This window comes from Amycolatopsis sp. NPDC051716 (genome assembly GCF_040681595.1).
GTDB lineage: Bacteria > Actinomycetota > Actinomycetes > Mycobacteriales > Pseudonocardiaceae > Amycolatopsis.
In genome coordinates this window covers 92,884-108,326 of sequence record NZ_JBFAZA010000038.1, presented here as the reverse complement: position 1 = coordinate 108,326, position 15,443 = coordinate 92,884, and the positions used below count along the sequence as shown (strand labels likewise).

The 15,443-nt window shown below is 71.9% G+C and carries 12 protein-coding genes; 10 read left to right on the top strand and 2 right to left on the bottom strand.

Annotated elements, in window-relative coordinates; translation table 11 throughout:
* Positions 1–139 precede the first annotated feature (139 nt).
* Positions 140–1,369 (top strand): DUF222 domain-containing protein, encoded by a 1,230-nt coding sequence (locus AB0M30_RS38485; RefSeq protein WP_364594719.1) that lies wholly within the window; start codon positions 140–142, stop codon positions 1,367–1,369.
* Positions 1,370–1,988: 619 nt separating this feature from the next.
* On the opposite strand, the gene AB0M30_RS38480 is transcribed toward AB0M30_RS38485, so the two are convergent.
* On the bottom strand, positions 1,989–2,417 hold the full coding sequence (locus AB0M30_RS38480; RefSeq protein ID WP_364594717.1) for a hypothetical protein: 429 nt from the start codon (positions 2,415–2,417) through the stop codon (positions 1,989–1,991).
* Positions 2,418–2,604: 187 nt separating this feature from the next.
* On the opposite strand from AB0M30_RS38480, the gene AB0M30_RS38475 reads away from it, so the two are divergent.
* From AB0M30_RS38475 to AB0M30_RS38435, 9 genes are read left to right on the top strand one after another with little or no spacing between them, the layout of a single operon-like run.
* A complete protein-coding gene (locus AB0M30_RS38475; protein ID WP_103338233.1) occupies positions 2,605–3,447 on the top strand; it encodes an ESX secretion-associated protein EspG in 843 nt (280 codons plus the stop codon).
* 19 nt (positions 3,448–3,466) lie between these two features.
* Positions 3,467–3,934 (top strand): hypothetical protein, encoded by a 468-nt coding sequence (locus AB0M30_RS38470; protein WP_103338234.1) that lies wholly within the window; start codon positions 3,467–3,469, stop codon positions 3,932–3,934.
* A gap of 8 nt (positions 3,935–3,942) precedes the next feature.
* Entirely contained in the window at positions 3,943–5,958 is a 2,016-nt protein-coding gene (locus tag AB0M30_RS38465) for a hypothetical protein (protein WP_364594713.1), read from the top strand.
* A 4-nt stretch (positions 5,959–5,962) separates the two neighbouring features.
* Positions 5,963–6,307: a type VII secretion target gene (locus AB0M30_RS38460; RefSeq protein ID WP_364594710.1), complete on the top strand. Its 345-nt coding sequence runs from the start codon at positions 5,963–5,965 to the stop codon at positions 6,305–6,307.
* Positions 6,304–6,852, top strand: coding sequence for a YbaB/EbfC family nucleoid-associated protein (locus tag AB0M30_RS38455; protein WP_364594707.1), 549 nt, complete (start codon positions 6,304–6,306; stop codon positions 6,850–6,852). The genes AB0M30_RS38460 and AB0M30_RS38455 overlap by 4 nt, the downstream gene beginning before the upstream one ends.
* Positions 6,846–11,714 (top strand): RHS repeat-associated core domain-containing protein, encoded by a 4,869-nt coding sequence (locus AB0M30_RS38450; protein ID WP_364594704.1) that lies wholly within the window; start codon positions 6,846–6,848, stop codon positions 11,712–11,714. Before AB0M30_RS38455 ends, AB0M30_RS38450 begins: the two co-directional genes overlap by 7 nt.
* Positions 11,715–11,717: 3 nt before the next feature.
* On the top strand, positions 11,718–12,194 hold the full coding sequence (locus tag AB0M30_RS38445; protein WP_364594701.1) for a hypothetical protein: 477 nt from the start codon (positions 11,718–11,720) through the stop codon (positions 12,192–12,194).
* A 53-nt stretch (positions 12,195–12,247) separates the two neighbouring features.
* Positions 12,248–12,790, top strand: coding sequence for a GNAT family protein (locus AB0M30_RS38440; protein ID WP_103343908.1), 543 nt, complete (start codon positions 12,248–12,250; stop codon positions 12,788–12,790).
* The gene (locus tag AB0M30_RS38435) at positions 12,787–14,094 is read left to right on the top strand and encodes an MFS transporter (protein WP_364594698.1); all 1,308 of its coding nucleotides are present in this window, start codon (positions 12,787–12,789) and stop codon (positions 14,092–14,094) included. Before AB0M30_RS38440 ends, AB0M30_RS38435 begins: the two co-directional genes overlap by 4 nt.
* Here AB0M30_RS38435 and AB0M30_RS38430 read toward each other — a convergent pair.
* Complete coding sequence (locus tag AB0M30_RS38430) at positions 14,052–15,272, bottom strand: SGNH/GDSL hydrolase family protein (RefSeq protein WP_364594695.1); 1,221 nt, start codon at positions 15,270–15,272, stop codon at positions 14,052–14,054. The two genes, AB0M30_RS38435 and AB0M30_RS38430, sit on opposite strands and share 43 nt — an antisense overlap.
* Between the last annotated feature and the right edge of the window lie 171 nt (positions 15,273–15,443).

Here is a 15,443-nt window from a genome sequence, read left to right as displayed (position 1 = left end):
AAAAACGGCCTGCATATCATTACCGCGCTGCGTGACGCCATCACCGGAAACCCTTGGCTGCCAACGAACACCGAAATGGCCTGAACAGTTACCCCGTTCGTGTGTCGAACTTGTGTTCGATGCTCGGTAATCTTGAGTCATGTCCGACAACGCGACTCTCACCTCCGACGCGGTGGCCATCGCCGACCGCATCGGTGAGCTGCTCGCGTGCATGCGCTCCGCCGAAGCCGAACTCGGTGCCCTGCTTGTGGAAATCGAACAGCGTGGAGTGATGGAGCTGTTCGGTTACCGCTCTGTCGCTCGACTGTTGGAGCATCTCGGCGATGTTCCGACACAGGCCGGCGAACGGATGGTGAGACGGGCTCGGGTTCTCAATCCGGGCCGGAACCTCGACGGCAGCCCGATTCCCGCTCTCGCGCCTGCTGTGGGTGTTGCTGCGCGCGCTGGACGGTTGAGCAACCCGATGATCGATGCGATCACCGGGGTTCTCACGCAGGTTCCGCCTGAGCATCAGGCGACTGCGGAGGTCGACCTTCTGACCTTTGCTGCCGATGCCGGGCACAAACAGGTTGCGGCCCTCGGGGCCCGCATCCTCGCCCACCTCGCTCCGGACGGCGCCGAACCCTCTGGCGCCGAACCCGCCGCGCCGACTCGGGAACTCTTCTTGCGGCGCAAGCGCTCCGGGGTCTGGGAGTTGAACGGCAGGTTCGATGATGAGACCGGTACTCGCGCCAGCGCTTTGCTCGATGCGCTGGCTGAACGCCGCACGGGCGACGAGGGCCCCGACCACCGCACTTTGCCTCAACGCTACGGCGATGCCTTCTCCGACGCGGTCGACCTCGCCCTCAACTCCCCGGATCTACCCATGCAGGCCGGAGAACGAGCCCACGTCATGGTCGCGGTATCCCTCACCGACCTCAAAACCGGCGTCGGGACAGCCACCCTCGGCGACACCGGCGAAATGACCGCCGCCGAAGCCCGCATCCACGCCTGCGACAGCATGATCATCCCCGCCGTCCTCGGCGACAAGAACGAACCCCTCAACCTCGGCCGCCTCCGCCGCCTCATCTCCGCCGGACTCCGCCGCGCCCTATACCTACGCGACCGCGGCTGCGCCTTCCCCGGCTGCCACCGACCACCCCGCCACTGCCAAGGCCACCACATCCACCACTGGGCCGACGGAGGCCCCACCAACCTCACCAACCTCGTCCTGATGTGCGCCCACCACCACCGACTCCTGCACCGCTCCGGCTGGGAAGTCCGCATCGCCCCCGACGGCCTCCCCGAATTCCTCCCACCGGTCTTCATCGACCGGCGCCGAAAACCCAGACGCAACAACATCCACGAACCACTCCCATTCGCAGCCTGAACACGGGAAAGGCCCGCAGCCACACGGCTACGGGCTTACACCCGCGCCCGCGCAATGGTCGACCTGGTCCTCGCAGTCGGCAGCGGAAGTCGATGGCCCCGGCACGGACCGCGACTCACCACCGGATGGCCGGCAATGGCCCCGCTGGAATTGACCCGCCGCCAGAAAGCTCACCGAACTCGCTGGATCTCACATCAAAGGTGCGTCCCGGACTGCCATCCTCGCTGCGGTGGTTCATGCCACCACCGTGATCGCCAGAATCGCACTCGCCGCCGTGACCGTGTCGTCGTCGCCCCGGTCGCCATGCTGCTACCAGGGGAAATCAGTGCTGCAGCTTCCGGGCCGCGTTCGCCACTGCTGCCGACTCCTCCTCCGCCACTGCCACGGTCGCCGCCGCTGTCGCGATCGTAGGTCTTGCCGCGGTTGCCGCTGCTGCTGCCAGCGGGAATCACCGCCGCTGTCGTTGTCGTGCTGCCGGTGGCATCGCTGCGGCTTCCGGGTCGCGATTGCCGCTGCTGCTGGCTCCTCTCCGCCGTGATCTCCGCCGCGACCCGCCACGATTGCCGCCGCCATCGCGATCGTGGGCTTGCCGCGGTTGCTCTCTTGCTGCCAGCGGAAATCAGCGCAGCGGTTGTTGCCGTCCTGCCGGTGGCATCGCTGCTGCCTCCGGGCCGCGATTGCCGCTGCTGCCGGCTCCTCTCCGCCGCGACCCGCCACGATTGCCGCCGCCGGTCGCGGCTGCCGTGACCGCGCCTTGCTTGCCGCGGCTGCCCATGCTGCTACCAGCGGAAATCAAGGCTGCGGTCGTTGCCGTGCTGACCGGCGCCATCGCCGCTGCTGCCGACTCCTCCTCCGCGACCGCCGTGATCACCGCCGCCGTTGCCGCCCCCGCCTCTGCTGCGGAATCCGCAGTGGGAGTGCGCGAGCCGAGCGAGCAGCGAAGCGGCAGTGCGAACCCGGCCCGGCCAGCCCACCGCTTCCAGCCCACACGCCCATACGCCCGCACCCCGGACCCGCCCACCAGCCAGACCGTCATGACCTCGCCCAACGGACCTCCCCGCCCACCGCAACCCCGGTCACTCCGTCGGGCGATCCGCTTGTTTGCCCGCCTGGTCCAGGGGATCGTGGTCTTTCGGGCATCCGGGTGGCGGTGCCGACGCCCGTCCCGGCCGCACTGCTAATGTTCATCACGGAACTTGCTTGAAGGTTTGACGAAAAGGATCCGGCGAGGGGAAATGGCGGAGCGGTTCGAGTTCGTCCTCGAGGTCTTCGAAGCACTCGTCGTCGGGCGGGCTACCGGGGGCGATGTCCGGCGGTACCCGCTTCGGGCCGGGAATCTGCCCACCGATCCCGTGCGGTTCGTGCGCGTGGCGCGGCAGGTCTACGACGCGCTCGAGGAGCGGCGGCTGTCCGTCTCCGGTGAGCTGCACCCCGGGGTCCGGGCCGCCTTCGAACTGCTCGCCGAACCGCGGGTTTCAGTCGCCGTCAGCGGGATCGATGGGCTGGGGGCCGATGTGGCCGTTCTCGTCGTCAGTGACGGTGCTCAGGCGCTCGGGATCACGCAGGCCCCGGACACCGATGACCTGCTTTTCTCGCTGTTCGCCGACGAAGACCTCGTCGAGGTCGTCACCGGGGTGCTGCCGCCGGCTCCCGCCGCCAGTACCGGGAAACACGTCGTACACCGGGCGGCCGGGCGGGAGGTTTCCGCCATGACCGCGAAGCGGATCGCGGACGCCGAGTTCGACGAAGAAGAGACCGATGCCTTCGGGATGATCGAGGTCAAGGCCGTCGTGCGGCCCGGGCGGCGGCCGCCGGCTCCGAAACCGTCCGATGTCGCCGTGCTCGAACGGGTGCTCGCCGAACCTCGGCTGGGTGGGGGGCACATTGCCGTCAGTGCGCAGGGGCGGCGGGGTGAACGGCTCGCCAATGAGCCGCTGAGCTGGCTCGACACCGCCGATGGCCGGTACCTCGTGCACACCCGGACGGGCGAGGGCGGGGAACTCACCGCGGAATACCTGCCCGCCGGGCGGGCCGACCTCGCGCGCGCCATCCGCGACGCGATCGCCGCTGTCTACTGATCGGGGAGGAACAGTCCTGATGACCGAAGAGACCGCGGCCACGACGCAGGCTCTCCAGGCCGCCGTGCAGCTGCAGAACGCCGCGACCCCCGAGGCCAAGACGATGGCCGCCGTGCGGGTCGGGCTCGCCGGGGCGCAGCTGAAGCGGCTTGCCCAGAGCGGTGGCTTCGCCATCGACGACACCACGGGCAACCAGCTGATCGAGGCGCTCGAAGGCGTGCTCGAGTCGCTCGAGCAGCGCTGGGCGAACCTGCAGCGGTTGCATGACGCGCCGGCGATGAGCCGGACCGCCACCGGCCAGTGGGTGTCCGCGCACATGGTCAGCACCGCCGCCGACGAACACGGCCTCGTCACCCAGCTGCAGGCCGCGCGGCAGGAGTTCCCGACCTACATCGAAGCCATCCGGCTGGCCAAGAAGAACTACAAGTCCCGGGAAGAGACCACGCGCACGACGCTGACCTCGCTCCCGACCGCCGACCAGAGCTGAGGGAGACCGTGGCACCCACCGCCGAGTCCGTCTCGGACCCGTCGTCCCCGGACTACAACCCGCGCAGTCCGCTCTACGACGTGACCGCCGATTCGTCGTCGAAGTACTACGTCGGGCCGCTGACCACGGACCACTCGCCGTCGGGCGACCAGATCCGCGAGATGGCCACCAGGCAGGTCGACGACGAGATCCGGCGCGGCTGGCTCGGCCCCGTCGTCGATCCCGTGCTGCGCGACCGGAAGATCCAGGAGCTCTACCAGCAGCACCTCGCCGACGCCAAACACGGCCTCGACGAGGGCCTCGCCATGCGCGAGACCGGCGGGGCGCCGCGCACGCTGTGGAACAACGCCAGCCACGAACAGATGAACGAAGCCATCACGCTGGACGCCAACCCGGCGACCGTCGCGGAAACTTCGGAAGAATGGGTGAGCGTCGGCAACGACCTCGGCACCCACCAGAAGACCCTCGCCGACGCCATCAACGCCAGCACCGACAACTGGCAGGGCGATGCCGGGGACGCCGTCCGCGAGCACCTCGCCGGCGTCGGCAAGTGGCTGGGCGCGACCGCGCAGGGCGCCACGCTCGCCGGCCGGCAGCAGGAGATCCACTCCCAGGCGCTCAACGAGACCCAGCGGCAGATGGTCGCGAACCCGCCGGTGCAGTTCGACCTGCAGTCGACCAACCAGCGCCTGATGTCGATGACCGACCCGGTGCAGTACGCGTCGGCCGCGGGCGAAGCGATGCAGACCTACCGGGCGCAGCAGGCCGCGCGGGAGCACGCCGCGCAGATCATGACGCAGTACGACGAGACCATCGGCAGCGCGGTCGCCACCCCGCGGTTCCCGGCCCCGCCGAAGCTGCCGATGGCCACGGCGACCAGGCAGAACGTCGTCGCGCGCGGCGGCTCCGGGGCAGGCGGTGGCGCCGACCAGCCGCTGATGGCGCGGACCGCGCTGGACGGCGTGACCCCGCAGACCCCGCTCGACGCCAACGCCGCGGCCCTCGGCGGCGGCGCGGGCGGCAGCGGTGCGGGCATCCCCGGCGACGGCTCGGGCGCCGGCGGCTCCGGCTTCTCCGGCAGCGGCATCCCGGGTGCCGGCGACGGCTCGGGCGGCAGCGGCTTCTCCGGCAGTGGCATCCCGGGCAGTGGCATTCCGGGCAGTGGTATCCCGGGCAGCGGCACCCCCGGAAGCGGCATTCCGGGCGGTGGCTCCGGCTTCTCCGGCAGTGGCATCCCCGGCAGCGGCGGGGGCGGGGCGGGCTTCACCCCGCCGAACCTCGACGCCCCCGGCACGCCCACCGGCGGCAACTTCAGCGGCGCCGGCATCCCCGGCTCGTCGCTGCCGCACTTCGACGACTCGACGACGTCGTCGGGCTTCACGCCGTCGGGCATCGGCGGGGGCGGGGGCACCGGGGGCAGCGGGTACACCCCGCCGTCGATCCCGAACATCCCGGACATCTCCGGCGGGGGCGGCGGCACCGTCCGCGGTGGCGGCCCGATCCCCGGCTTCACCCCGCCCGGCATCGACCCGATCACCGGCCTGCCCACCGGCACCGGCGGCCTCAACACGCCCGGCGGCGCCAAGATGCCGACCATCGGGCGCGGCGGCGGGATCAACGGCGAAAGCATCGCCAGCCGGCTCGGTGGCCTGGGCGGCGGCGGGGGCGCCGGCGGCGGCTCGCTCGGCGGGATCGGCGGCGGCTCCGGGGCCGGGGGAGCCGGTGCCGGCGGCGGTGTGCGCGGCACGGGTGCGGGCAACCTGAGCGGTGGTGCCGCCTCGGGCGCGGCCGCGGAAGCCGAAGCGGCGGCCGCGCGCAACGCGATGTCGGGCCGCGGTGCGGCCGGCGCCGCGGGATCGCCGGGCATGGGCGGCATGGGCGCCGGCAAGGGCGGCAAGAAGGAAGACGACAAGGAACACAAGGCGGCCGACTACCTCGAAAGCGACGACCCGAACTTCTTCGCCGGCGAAGAGGCGGTCGCGCCGCCGGTGATCGGGGACTGGAAGAACCAGGATTGGAAGTGACGGCATGACGGCCCCCGGATTCGAGGTCGAACCGGATGACCTGGTCGCGCACGCGAGTCACGTCGAGAGCCTGGTGGACCGGCTCAACACGGCGAGCTCGGCGGCGGACACGGCGATGTCGGACCACGCCTACGGACTGCTGTGCGCGTTCCTCCCGCCGATCATCCGGCCGACGGGTGAGGAGGCGAAGGACGCGCTGACGGCGTCGATCGAAGGCGTGCGCGGGCTGGCCGACAACGTCACGTCGGCCGCGAAGTCCTACCGGGAAGGCGAAGAGGGCAACGCGCAGCCGTTCGAGCGTCAGCTCGCGTCGTCTTCGCGCACGGTTTCGGAGAAGGTGCGGTCATGACGGGGCCCAACGGGCTGGGGGACCTGATGCGGGACCCCGACGAGACGATCCGCCGGATGGACGACTGGGCGGCCGGGTTCGCGGCGAAGGCCGAGCGCTACCAGGCGGCGCAGGAGGAGACCGAACGGCTGCGGCTGACCGCGACCAGCTCCGACGGCGCCGTCAGCGTGACCGTCGGCGCGGACGGCACGGTCACCGACCTGACGTTCTCGAACAAGGTCAAGTCGTTCCCCCTGGAAGAGCTGTCGCGGCAGATCCTGACGACGATGCGCCGGGCGCAGTCCGGCATCGCCGACCGGGTCGCCGGCGTGATGGCCGAGCGGCTCGGCGACGAGGACCCCGAGACCCGCGGCGCGCTGCTCGACTCCCTGCGCGGCCGGTTCCCGGACCCGGACGAACCGGACGAGCAGCCGCCCGTCCCGCCCGCACCGGTGCCCCCGGCCCCGTCGGGCGGCGCGGCGGCCGTCCCGCCCGCTCCCGGAACCCCGCCGACGCCGCCGCGGCGGCCGGCCACTGCCGACGATGAGGACAACAATCCGTGGTGAATCCGCTGGTCGCGGAGACGAAGGATTCCACGAAGGCGTATTCGGGCATTTCGCTGCTGGAGTCGGCGAACGACCTGAAGTCGGCCATCGAGAGCGGGGACTGGGCGTCGGTGGCGCTCGGGGCCGTCGGGACGGCGCTGGACGCGTTGTCGATGGCGATGGACCCCTTCGGCGCGATCCTCGCCGCCGGGGTCGGCTGGCTCATGGAACACGTCGGCCCGCTCAAGGAAGCCCTGAACGGTCTCACCGGCAACGCCGACGAGATCGCCGCGCAATCCGAGACGTGGAAGAACGTCGCCGCCGAGCTGGGCAGCATCGGCGAGGACCTGACCGGCATGGTCAAGGCCGACACCGTGTCCTGGACCGGGAACGCCGCGGACACCTACCGGCAGCGTGCCCAGGACACCGTGACGTTGCTGGAGACGGCGCAGAAGGGCTGTGAAGGCGCGTCCAGTGGGGTGAAGACCGCGGGCGAGGTCGTCGCCGCGGTGCGCGCCCTGGTCCGGGACATCATCGCGGAGCTGGTCGGCCACCTGATCAGCTGGGCGCTGCAGGTGCTGTTCACCCTCGGCATCGGCCTGACCTGGGTCGTCCCCCAGGTGATCAACGCGGTGGCGAAGACGGCGTCGAAGATCGCGGACCTGGTGAAGCGGTTGGTGACGGCGCTCAAGGCGCTGATTCCGCTGCTGAAGCGGGCCGGGGATTTGTTCGCGGATGCGGCGAAGGCGTTGCGGAAGATCAAGCCGGGCAAGGCCGCGCCGCCGCCGAAGCACGCGGACATCAAGGGCGGTCCGAAGGACATCGGTGGTCCCAAGGGCAAGGGCGGCCCGGACGGACCTCCCCCGAAGACCGACCCGCCACCGAAGGGCGGCGACAGCACCAGCGCGGCGGGCGCGAAGGGCGACCCGCCGCCCAAGACCGACCCACCGCCGAAGACCGATCCGCCGCCGGCGTCGAAGGGCCCCGATGACAACCCGGCCCCCGGCGGCGGCTCGACCACGCCCTCGGGCGCGGGCAAGGGCGACGGCGGCAAAGGCGGGGGCTCGTCGAACAAGCCGGACAACCCGCGCGACCGCGGCGTCGGCCCGGACGACCGCGTCTGCAAGTCCGACCCGGTCGACGTCGCGAACGGTGACGTCGTGCTGGAGCAGCGCGATCTCGAGCTGCCGGATCCCCTCCCGCTCGTGCTCGACCGCACGCACGTCTCGTCCTACCGGGCCGGGCTGTGGTTCGGTCCGACGTGGACGTCCACTGTGGACCAGCGGCTCGAGCTCGACGACGAGCACGTCTGTTACTTCTCCGCCGACGGCCTGATCCTGGTGTACCCGCACGCCGAGCCCGGCGTGCCGGTGCTGCCGCTGGCAGGACCGCGGCGGCCGCTGACCCGGACGGCGACCGGCTACACGCTGCACGACCCCCTGGCCCGGCGCACGCTCACCTTCGCGCCGCTGCCCGGCCGCGGCGGCGCGCTGCAGCCGCTGCAGCAGGTCGAAGACGCCGGCGGCGCCGTGCTTTCGTGTGCCTACACACCTTCCGGCGAGCCGTCGCGCCTGACGCACTCGGCGGGCTACGAGGTGGCGCTCACCACCGACCGCGGCCGCGTGGTCGCGGTGGACGTTGTCGACGGCGACACCGGCTACCGCGTCCGCGCCGTGCGCTACGACTACGACGCGCGCGGGCGGCTGGTCGCCGTGGTCGACTCGTCGGACACCCCGGTCCGGTTCGAATACGACGACGCCGGCCGGATCACCGGCTGGCACGACCGCAACGGCGTCTGGTACCGCTACGTCTACGACGCCACCGGGCGCTGCGTGGTCACCGTCGGGGACGGCGGTTTCCTCGACGGCCGGTTCGCCTACGACCCGGCGCAGCGCGTCACGAGGTTCACCGACTCCCTCGGCCACACCAGCGAACACCACTTCAACGAGCTGGGTCAGCTCGTGCGCGATGTCGACCCGCTCGGCGCGGTCACCGCCTACACCTGGGACCGCTACGACCGCATGCTGAGCCGGACCGACCCGCTCGGCCACACGACGCTGTTCGAGCACGGCGAAGCCGGCGAGCTGCGGGCGGTCGTGCGGCCCGACGGCAGCCGCGTCGCCGTCACCCGGCACCTCGACGGCGCTCTCGACATCGCGGTCGAGGCCGCCGGCCGCGTCTGGCGGCGCCATTACCCGGCCGGCGGCGCGCCCGATCCGTACACCACGCTGCCCGGCATCGCCGACGGTTCCGCCGAAGAAGCACCGGGCACCGATGAGCCCGGCACCGCGGCGGCCACCGCCGCCGAGCTGCGCGAGCGCGGGGACGGCACCGACCTGTTCGGCCGCCCGAAGGCCGTCGTCGACGCCGCCGGCGGCCGCTCCGCGCTGCGCTGGAGCGTCGAAGGGAAGCTGCTGGCCCGGACCACGCCGTCCGGCGCCCAGGAGGCCTGGCGCTACGACCGGCAGGGCAACGAGCTCGGCCACACCGGCCTGCTCGGCCAGGCCGAAGCCCGCGAGTACGGCCCGTTCGACCTGCTGACCGCGGTGACCGACCCGACCGGCGCGCGCACGGTGTACACCTACGACACCGAGCTGCGGCCGGTCGCGGTGACCAACCCGGCCGGGCTGACCTGGCACTACACCTACGACCCGGCCGGGCGCCTCGCCGCCGAGTCCGACTTCGACGGCCGGGTGACCCGCTATACCCACGACGCCGCGGGCCGGCTCGTGCGGTCGGAGTCCGGCGGCCTGGTCGTCGAGTACGCCTACGACGTGCTCGGCAACGTGGTCTCGCGCCGCACGGCCGACGAGCTCACGACGTTCGCGCACGATCCGGTCGGCCGGCTCGCCGGCGCGGCGAACGCCGAGTCCCGGGTGGACATCGAGCGCGACGACCAGGGCCGCGTGCTCGCCCACACCGTCGACGGCCGGACCGTCTCCTTCGGCTACGACGACGAAAACCACCTCGTGCACCGTCGCACACCGTCCGGAGTGGACAGTCTGTGGCGGTTCGACCCGGACGGCGTCCCGGTCGCGCTGGAGACGGCCGGCCAGTCGATCCGCTTCGGGCACGAGGGCGGCGCCGAAACCCGGCGCGTCTTCGGCGACGTCGTGCTCGAACAGGCCTACGCGGGGGAGCGCCTCACCGGCCAGGCCGTGACGGTCGCCGGGCGGCGCGTGCATTCCCGCGGCTACGACTACCGGCCCGACGGCGAACTCACCGGCGTCGACGACGACGTGACCGGCCCGGTGCGCTACCAGCTCGACGCCGCCGGCCGGGTCACCGCGGTCACCGGCCCGAACCGCGCCGAGCACTACCGCTACGACGGCGCGGGCAACATCACCGGCACCGCGCGGGAACGCCGCTTCTACACCGGCACCCGGCTGACGGCGTCCGACAGCGCCGATCACCAGCGGGCCGCGTACGAATACGACGCCCACGGCAGGCTCGTTTCCCGCCGCGACGCCGCGGGCGCGGTCTGGCACTACACGTGGAGCGCCCTGGGCCGGCTCACCGGTGTCGTCACGCCGGACGGCGGCCAGTGGCGCTACCGCTACGACCCGCTCGGCCGGCGGACCGCGAAGCAGCGGATCGTCGCGGGCCCGGGCGGTGCCCCGGTGGTGGCCGAGCAGGTGCTGTTCGCCTGGGACGGCACCACCCTCGTCGAGGAGCAGGCCGGCACCCGGGTCACCACCTGGGAATACCACCCGGACGACGGGAAGCCCTTGGCGCAGCTGGCTTCCGGCCGGCTGGCCACGGTCGTCACCGACCAGGTGGGCACGCCGATCGAGCTGGTCGACGCGGCCGGCACGCTGCTGTGGCGCGGCCAGGCGGACCTGTGGGGCGCGCCGGTGACGCCGCAAGAGCCGGCGGATCCGGCCGGCACGCCGCTGCGGTTCCCCGGCCAGTACCGCGACGCGGAAACCGGGCTGCACTACAACGTCTACCGCTACTACGACCCGGCGACCGGGCGGTACCTGAGCCCGGACCCGCTGGGTCTCGAGCCCGCCCCGAACCCGGTCGCCTACGTGGCGAACCCGCTCCTCGCGGCCGACCCGCTGGGGCTCACGGCGACGGTGTCCCCGTGCGGGAAGGTCAGCGACAAGGCGCCCCCGAAGCGCCAGCGGTCCGAGGACGACTCGACGAACGCGTCCGGCTCCGGCTCGAACAAGAAGCCGAAGACCGGCCAGGACTTCAAGCCCGGGGACATCGTCAACGACGACCTCAAGGACCCGGCGATCGACAAGTACAAGAACTTCCCGAAGGACGACCCGGACAACCCGCTCGGCAGGCGCCTGAAGGACTCCGAGGGCAAGACGAAGGTCAAGCGGTCGGAGGACGTCGGCGAAGCCGGTGCCCACGACTACCTGAAGAAGGTCACCGGCAAGGACGACCTCGACATGATCACGCCGACGAAGGCCAACCCGCTGCCGGCGGGCAAGTACGGCACCAAGCCGGGCGAGCCGTGGCCGAACGCGGTCGCCTTCAACGGCAACAACGTCGCCGACGTCGCCTACTGGGACGGCAAGACCATGCACGTCGTCGAGGCGAAGGGCAACGGGTCGACGCTGACCGGCGGCCCGATGCACGGCCGCGTGCAGAAGTTCGACCCGGACACCGGCGCCCCGGTGCCGCCCGCGAACCGGCCCAACGAACACCGGATGGACCAGGGCAGCACGGAATACCTCAAGGACGTCGCCGCGAACATGAAGAACAGCAAGCCGGAGAACGCGACCTACGACGGCCGGGGCGAGGTCGGGACCTCGATCTGGAACGCCATCCACAACGGCCATCCGCCGGTGAAGTACGTTCCGGTCAACACGACGGTCGGCCCGGACGGCAAGGCGGTCGTCAAGGTGACGCCGGGGTACGGGGAGTAGGGCATGGGTTACGAGCTGGTCTTCCGCGCCGCGTCGGCGGCCGAATTCCGGGCGCGGGTGGCCGCCGACCCGGTGGTGGCGGCGTTCCGCGAAGCGGGCGGCGGCGAACCCACGCCGGAGGTGGCGGACGCCGTCGTGCGCACGGCGCTGGCGATGGGCGAGGAGGCCGGCCGCACCGGCCACACCTCCGCGGGCGGCGACCGGTTCCGCGAGGAGCTGTTCGACGGCGTGCTCGCCGGGCTGCTGGGCGCCGACGTGGCCGACCACCTGCTCTCGCGCAACCTCGAAGGGATCGTCTGGACCGACTACCCGATGGTCGGGTTCGTGCTCGCCGACGAGCTCGCCGAAGCCCTCGCGAAGGCGGGGGACGAGCGGCCCGGCGACCTGGACGAGGACGACGCCGAGGTGGTCGACGCCGTGCTCACCGCCCTGCGCAAGGTGGCCGGCGCCGGGCAGGACGTCATCACGGTGTACGCCTGAGCGGTCCGTTCGGGGGGTCGACAGCGGGCGCCCGGGCGGGCGACACTGAGCCGATGACCGGCCTGATCACCGGAAGCCGTGTCCGGCTGCGGCCAGCTGCCGCCCCGGACGCCGCCCGGTTCGAGGAGATCCTGTCGCACCCCGAAGTCGCCCGCTGGTGGGCCGACGCCGAGGAGCCGGTGGCCGCCCAGGTGTCCTATCTGCTGGACCCCGACGAAGGCACCACGACCTACGCCATCGAACACGATGACGACGTAATCGGCATCGAACTGGCCTTCGAGGAGGCCGATCCGCAGTACCGCCACGCCGGGATCGACATCGCGGTGCACCCGGACTTCCAGGGCCGCGGCCTCGGTGCGGACGCCATCCGCACGCTGGCCGGATACCTGTTCACCCAGCGGGGGCACCACCGGCTGGTGATCGACCCCGCGGCCGGCAACGAGGCGGCGATCCGGCTCTACCGGTCGCTCGGCTTCCGGCCGGTCGGCACGATGCGGTCCTACGAGCGCGGTCCGGACGGCAACTGGCACGACGGGTTGCTGATGGACCTGCTCGTGGACGACCTGGTCCCGGCAGCCGCACTAGCCGGCTCGTGAGCGGCCGCGCGGTCGTGGCCCGGCCCTTGCGGCGGGTCGCCGTGGCGAGCGCGGTGGGGACCACCATCGAGTGGTACGACTACTTCATCTACAGCACGGCGACGGCGCTCGTGTTCGGCAAGCTCTTCTTCACGACGCTGTCACCCGCTTCCGGGACTCTCGCGGCCTTCGCGACGCTCGGCGTCGGATTCCTGGCCCGCCCGGTCGGCGGAATCCTCTGGGGCCACTTCGGCGACCGCGTCGGCCGCAAGGCGATGCTGGTGCTGTCGCTGCTGCTGATGGGCTTCGCCACCGTCGGCGTCGGGCTGCTGCCGACGTACTCCGCGATCGGGGTCTGGGCGCCCGTCCTGCTGCTCGTCCTGCGGCTGCTGCAGGGCCTGAGCGCGGGCGGCGAATGGGGCGGCGCGGCGCTGATGGCGGTCGAGCACGCGCCCGAGGACCGCCGCGGCCGGTACGGCGCGTTCTCGCAGATCGGCGTTCCGGCCGGGTTGATCCTGGCGCAGCTGATGTTCTTCGTGCTCGGCAAGGCGCTGACCGACGCGCAGTTCGCCGCTTGGGGCTGGCGGGTGCCGTTCCTGGCGAGCATCGTGCTCGTCGGCATCGGCCTGGTGATCCGGCTGCGGATCGAGGAAAGCCCGGTGTTCTCGCGGTTGCGGGAAGCGGAGGAGCGCAGCAGCCGGCCGATGCTCGACGTGCTGCGCGAACGGCCGCGGGCGCTGCTGGTGGCGTCCGGCAGCTTCATCGCCAACACCGCCATCGGCTACATCTTCCTGGCCTACCTGCTGTCCTACGGCACCTCGGTGCTCAAGATCAACCGCACCACCCTGCTCGTCGTGGTCATCGTCGGCAGCGTGACGTGGCTGGTCAGCATCCTCGTCGCGGCCGCGTGGTCCGATCGCGTGGGCCGCAAACCGGTGTACCTGGCCGGATCGGTGCTCCTGGTGGTCTGGCCGATCCCGTTCTTCCTGCTGGTGGACACGCGGGCGACGGTGTGGCTGCTCGTGGCGGTGATCGTGCTCAACATCGGCCTCGGTGCCACCTACGGGCCGCAGTCGGCGTTGTTCGCGGAGCTGTTCGAGCCGCGCTACCGCTACAGCGGCGCCTCGTTCTCCTACGCCGTGGGCGCGGTGCTGGGCGGCGCCTTCGCGCCGTCGATCGCGGTGTCGCTGCAGGCGGCCACCGGCACTTCGCTTTCGGTGTCGCTCTACCTCGTGGCGGTGGCGGTGGTGAGCCTGGTCGCGGTGCTGTTCATCCCCCGGGATCAGAGCCGGTCGAGCCGGACGGCGGCGGCCATCCGCTCGTAGCCCGCGTCGCCCGGGTGGAGGTGGTCGCCGGAGTCGTAGGCCGGGAGCAGCCGGAGCGGGTCGGCCGGGTCGCGGACCGCCGCGTCGAAGTCGACGACGCCGTCGAAGACCCCGCCGGTGCGGATGAACGTGTTCACCGCCTGGCGGGTCGCTTCGAGGGTGTCGTCGTAGACCCGCCAGCCCTTGAACGGCGTGAGCGTGCCGCCGAGCACCCGGATACCGCGGGCGTGCGCCTGCGTGACCAGCTGGCGGTACGCCGAGGCGATCGCGGCCGGGTCGGTCTGGTGCGGGTCCTGCTGGATGTCGTTGATGCCCTCCAGCACGATCAGCGTCCGCACGCCGCCGACGCTCAGGACGTCCCGGTCGAAGCGGGAGAGCGCGTTCTGGCCGGCGCCGGAGCCGGGCACGTCGAGCAGCAGCCGGTTGGCGCTGATGCCGGCGTTGAGCACGCCGAAGCGGCCGTGCAGGCGGTCGGCGAGGTAGTCCGGCCAGCGGTGGTTGGCTCCGGAGGCCGAGCCGACGCCGTCGGTGATCGAGTCGCCGAGCGTCACGATCGCCGCTTCGGCACCACCTTGGACGTCGACACCGGAAACGTAGTGCCACACCGACGTCTGCTCGGTGTAGGGCGCCCCGGACTCGCTGGCGGCGAAGTCGCCGTTGCGGGTGAAGTACGACGTCTGCGCCGCGGCCGGGTGGTAGGTCACCGGCCCGGACTTCGCCGGCACGTACGTCGTCACGAGCAGGTTGGTGTCGGCGGGGATCCGGAGGTTCACCGGGTCGCTCAACGCCTCGGCGCCGGCGGGGACGACGACGCTCGCGCCGCCGCCGAAGGTGAGCGATCGCAGGGTGCCCGGCACGGCGTCCGGCCCGGTGCCCTGCACCGCGACGGTGACGTGCCCGAAGGTCAGGGGAGCGGCGCCGAAGGCGTTCGACAGGTGGACGCGGGTGCGCCCGCCGCCCGCGCTGGTGTGCACGACGTTGCGGATCGAGTAGCCCGGGTAGCCGTCCGGCGTGTTCGCGACGGCGGCCGCGGGCGCCGCGGCCCAGGTGCCGACCCAGCCACCGACCGCGTGCTGCTCGAGCACCGGGACAGCGCTTTCCGGGTTGGCGCTGCCCGGCGTCGTGAGGAGACCGATACCCGCCAGGACGGCCGCGCTCACGGCCACGAAACGTCGCATGATCCCACGGTCGCGCGCGAGTCCGCGGGGCGGCGACCGCTGATCAGGTGAGGACACCGGACAAGATCCGGGACAGTTCCTTCGGGGAAGGGGCCGGGGCGGGCCCGTCCGGGATTCTGGGGATGCCGGACGGGCCCGCGCGAGGTGGCCGTTGCCGCGACGGCCGCTCGC

Bases quoted from the DNA above. Each gene is read 5' to 3' on its own strand.
- AB0M30_RS38485 (WP_364594719.1), top strand. From the start codon at position 140: ATGTCCGACAACGCGACTCTCACCTCCGACGCGGTGGCCATCGCCGAC.
- AB0M30_RS38475 (WP_103338233.1), top strand. From the start codon at position 2,605: ATGGCGGAGCGGTTCGAGTTCGTCCTCGAGGTCTTCGAAGCACTCGTC.
- AB0M30_RS38470 (WP_103338234.1), top strand. From the start codon at position 3,467: ATGACCGAAGAGACCGCGGCCACGACGCAGGCTCTCCAGGCCGCCGTG.
- AB0M30_RS38460 (WP_364594710.1), top strand. From the start codon at position 5,963: ATGACGGCCCCCGGATTCGAGGTCGAACCGGATGACCTGGTCGCGCAC.
- AB0M30_RS38455 (WP_364594707.1), top strand. From the start codon at position 6,304: ATGACGGGGCCCAACGGGCTGGGGGACCTGATGCGGGACCCCGACGAG.
- AB0M30_RS38445 (WP_364594701.1), top strand. From the start codon at position 11,718: ATGGGTTACGAGCTGGTCTTCCGCGCCGCGTCGGCGGCCGAATTCCGG.
- AB0M30_RS38440 (WP_103343908.1), top strand. From the start codon at position 12,248: ATGACCGGCCTGATCACCGGAAGCCGTGTCCGGCTGCGGCCAGCTGCC.
- AB0M30_RS38430 (WP_364594695.1), bottom strand. From the start codon at position 15,272: ATGCGACGTTTCGTGGCCGTGAGCGCGGCCGTCCTGGCGGGTATCGGT.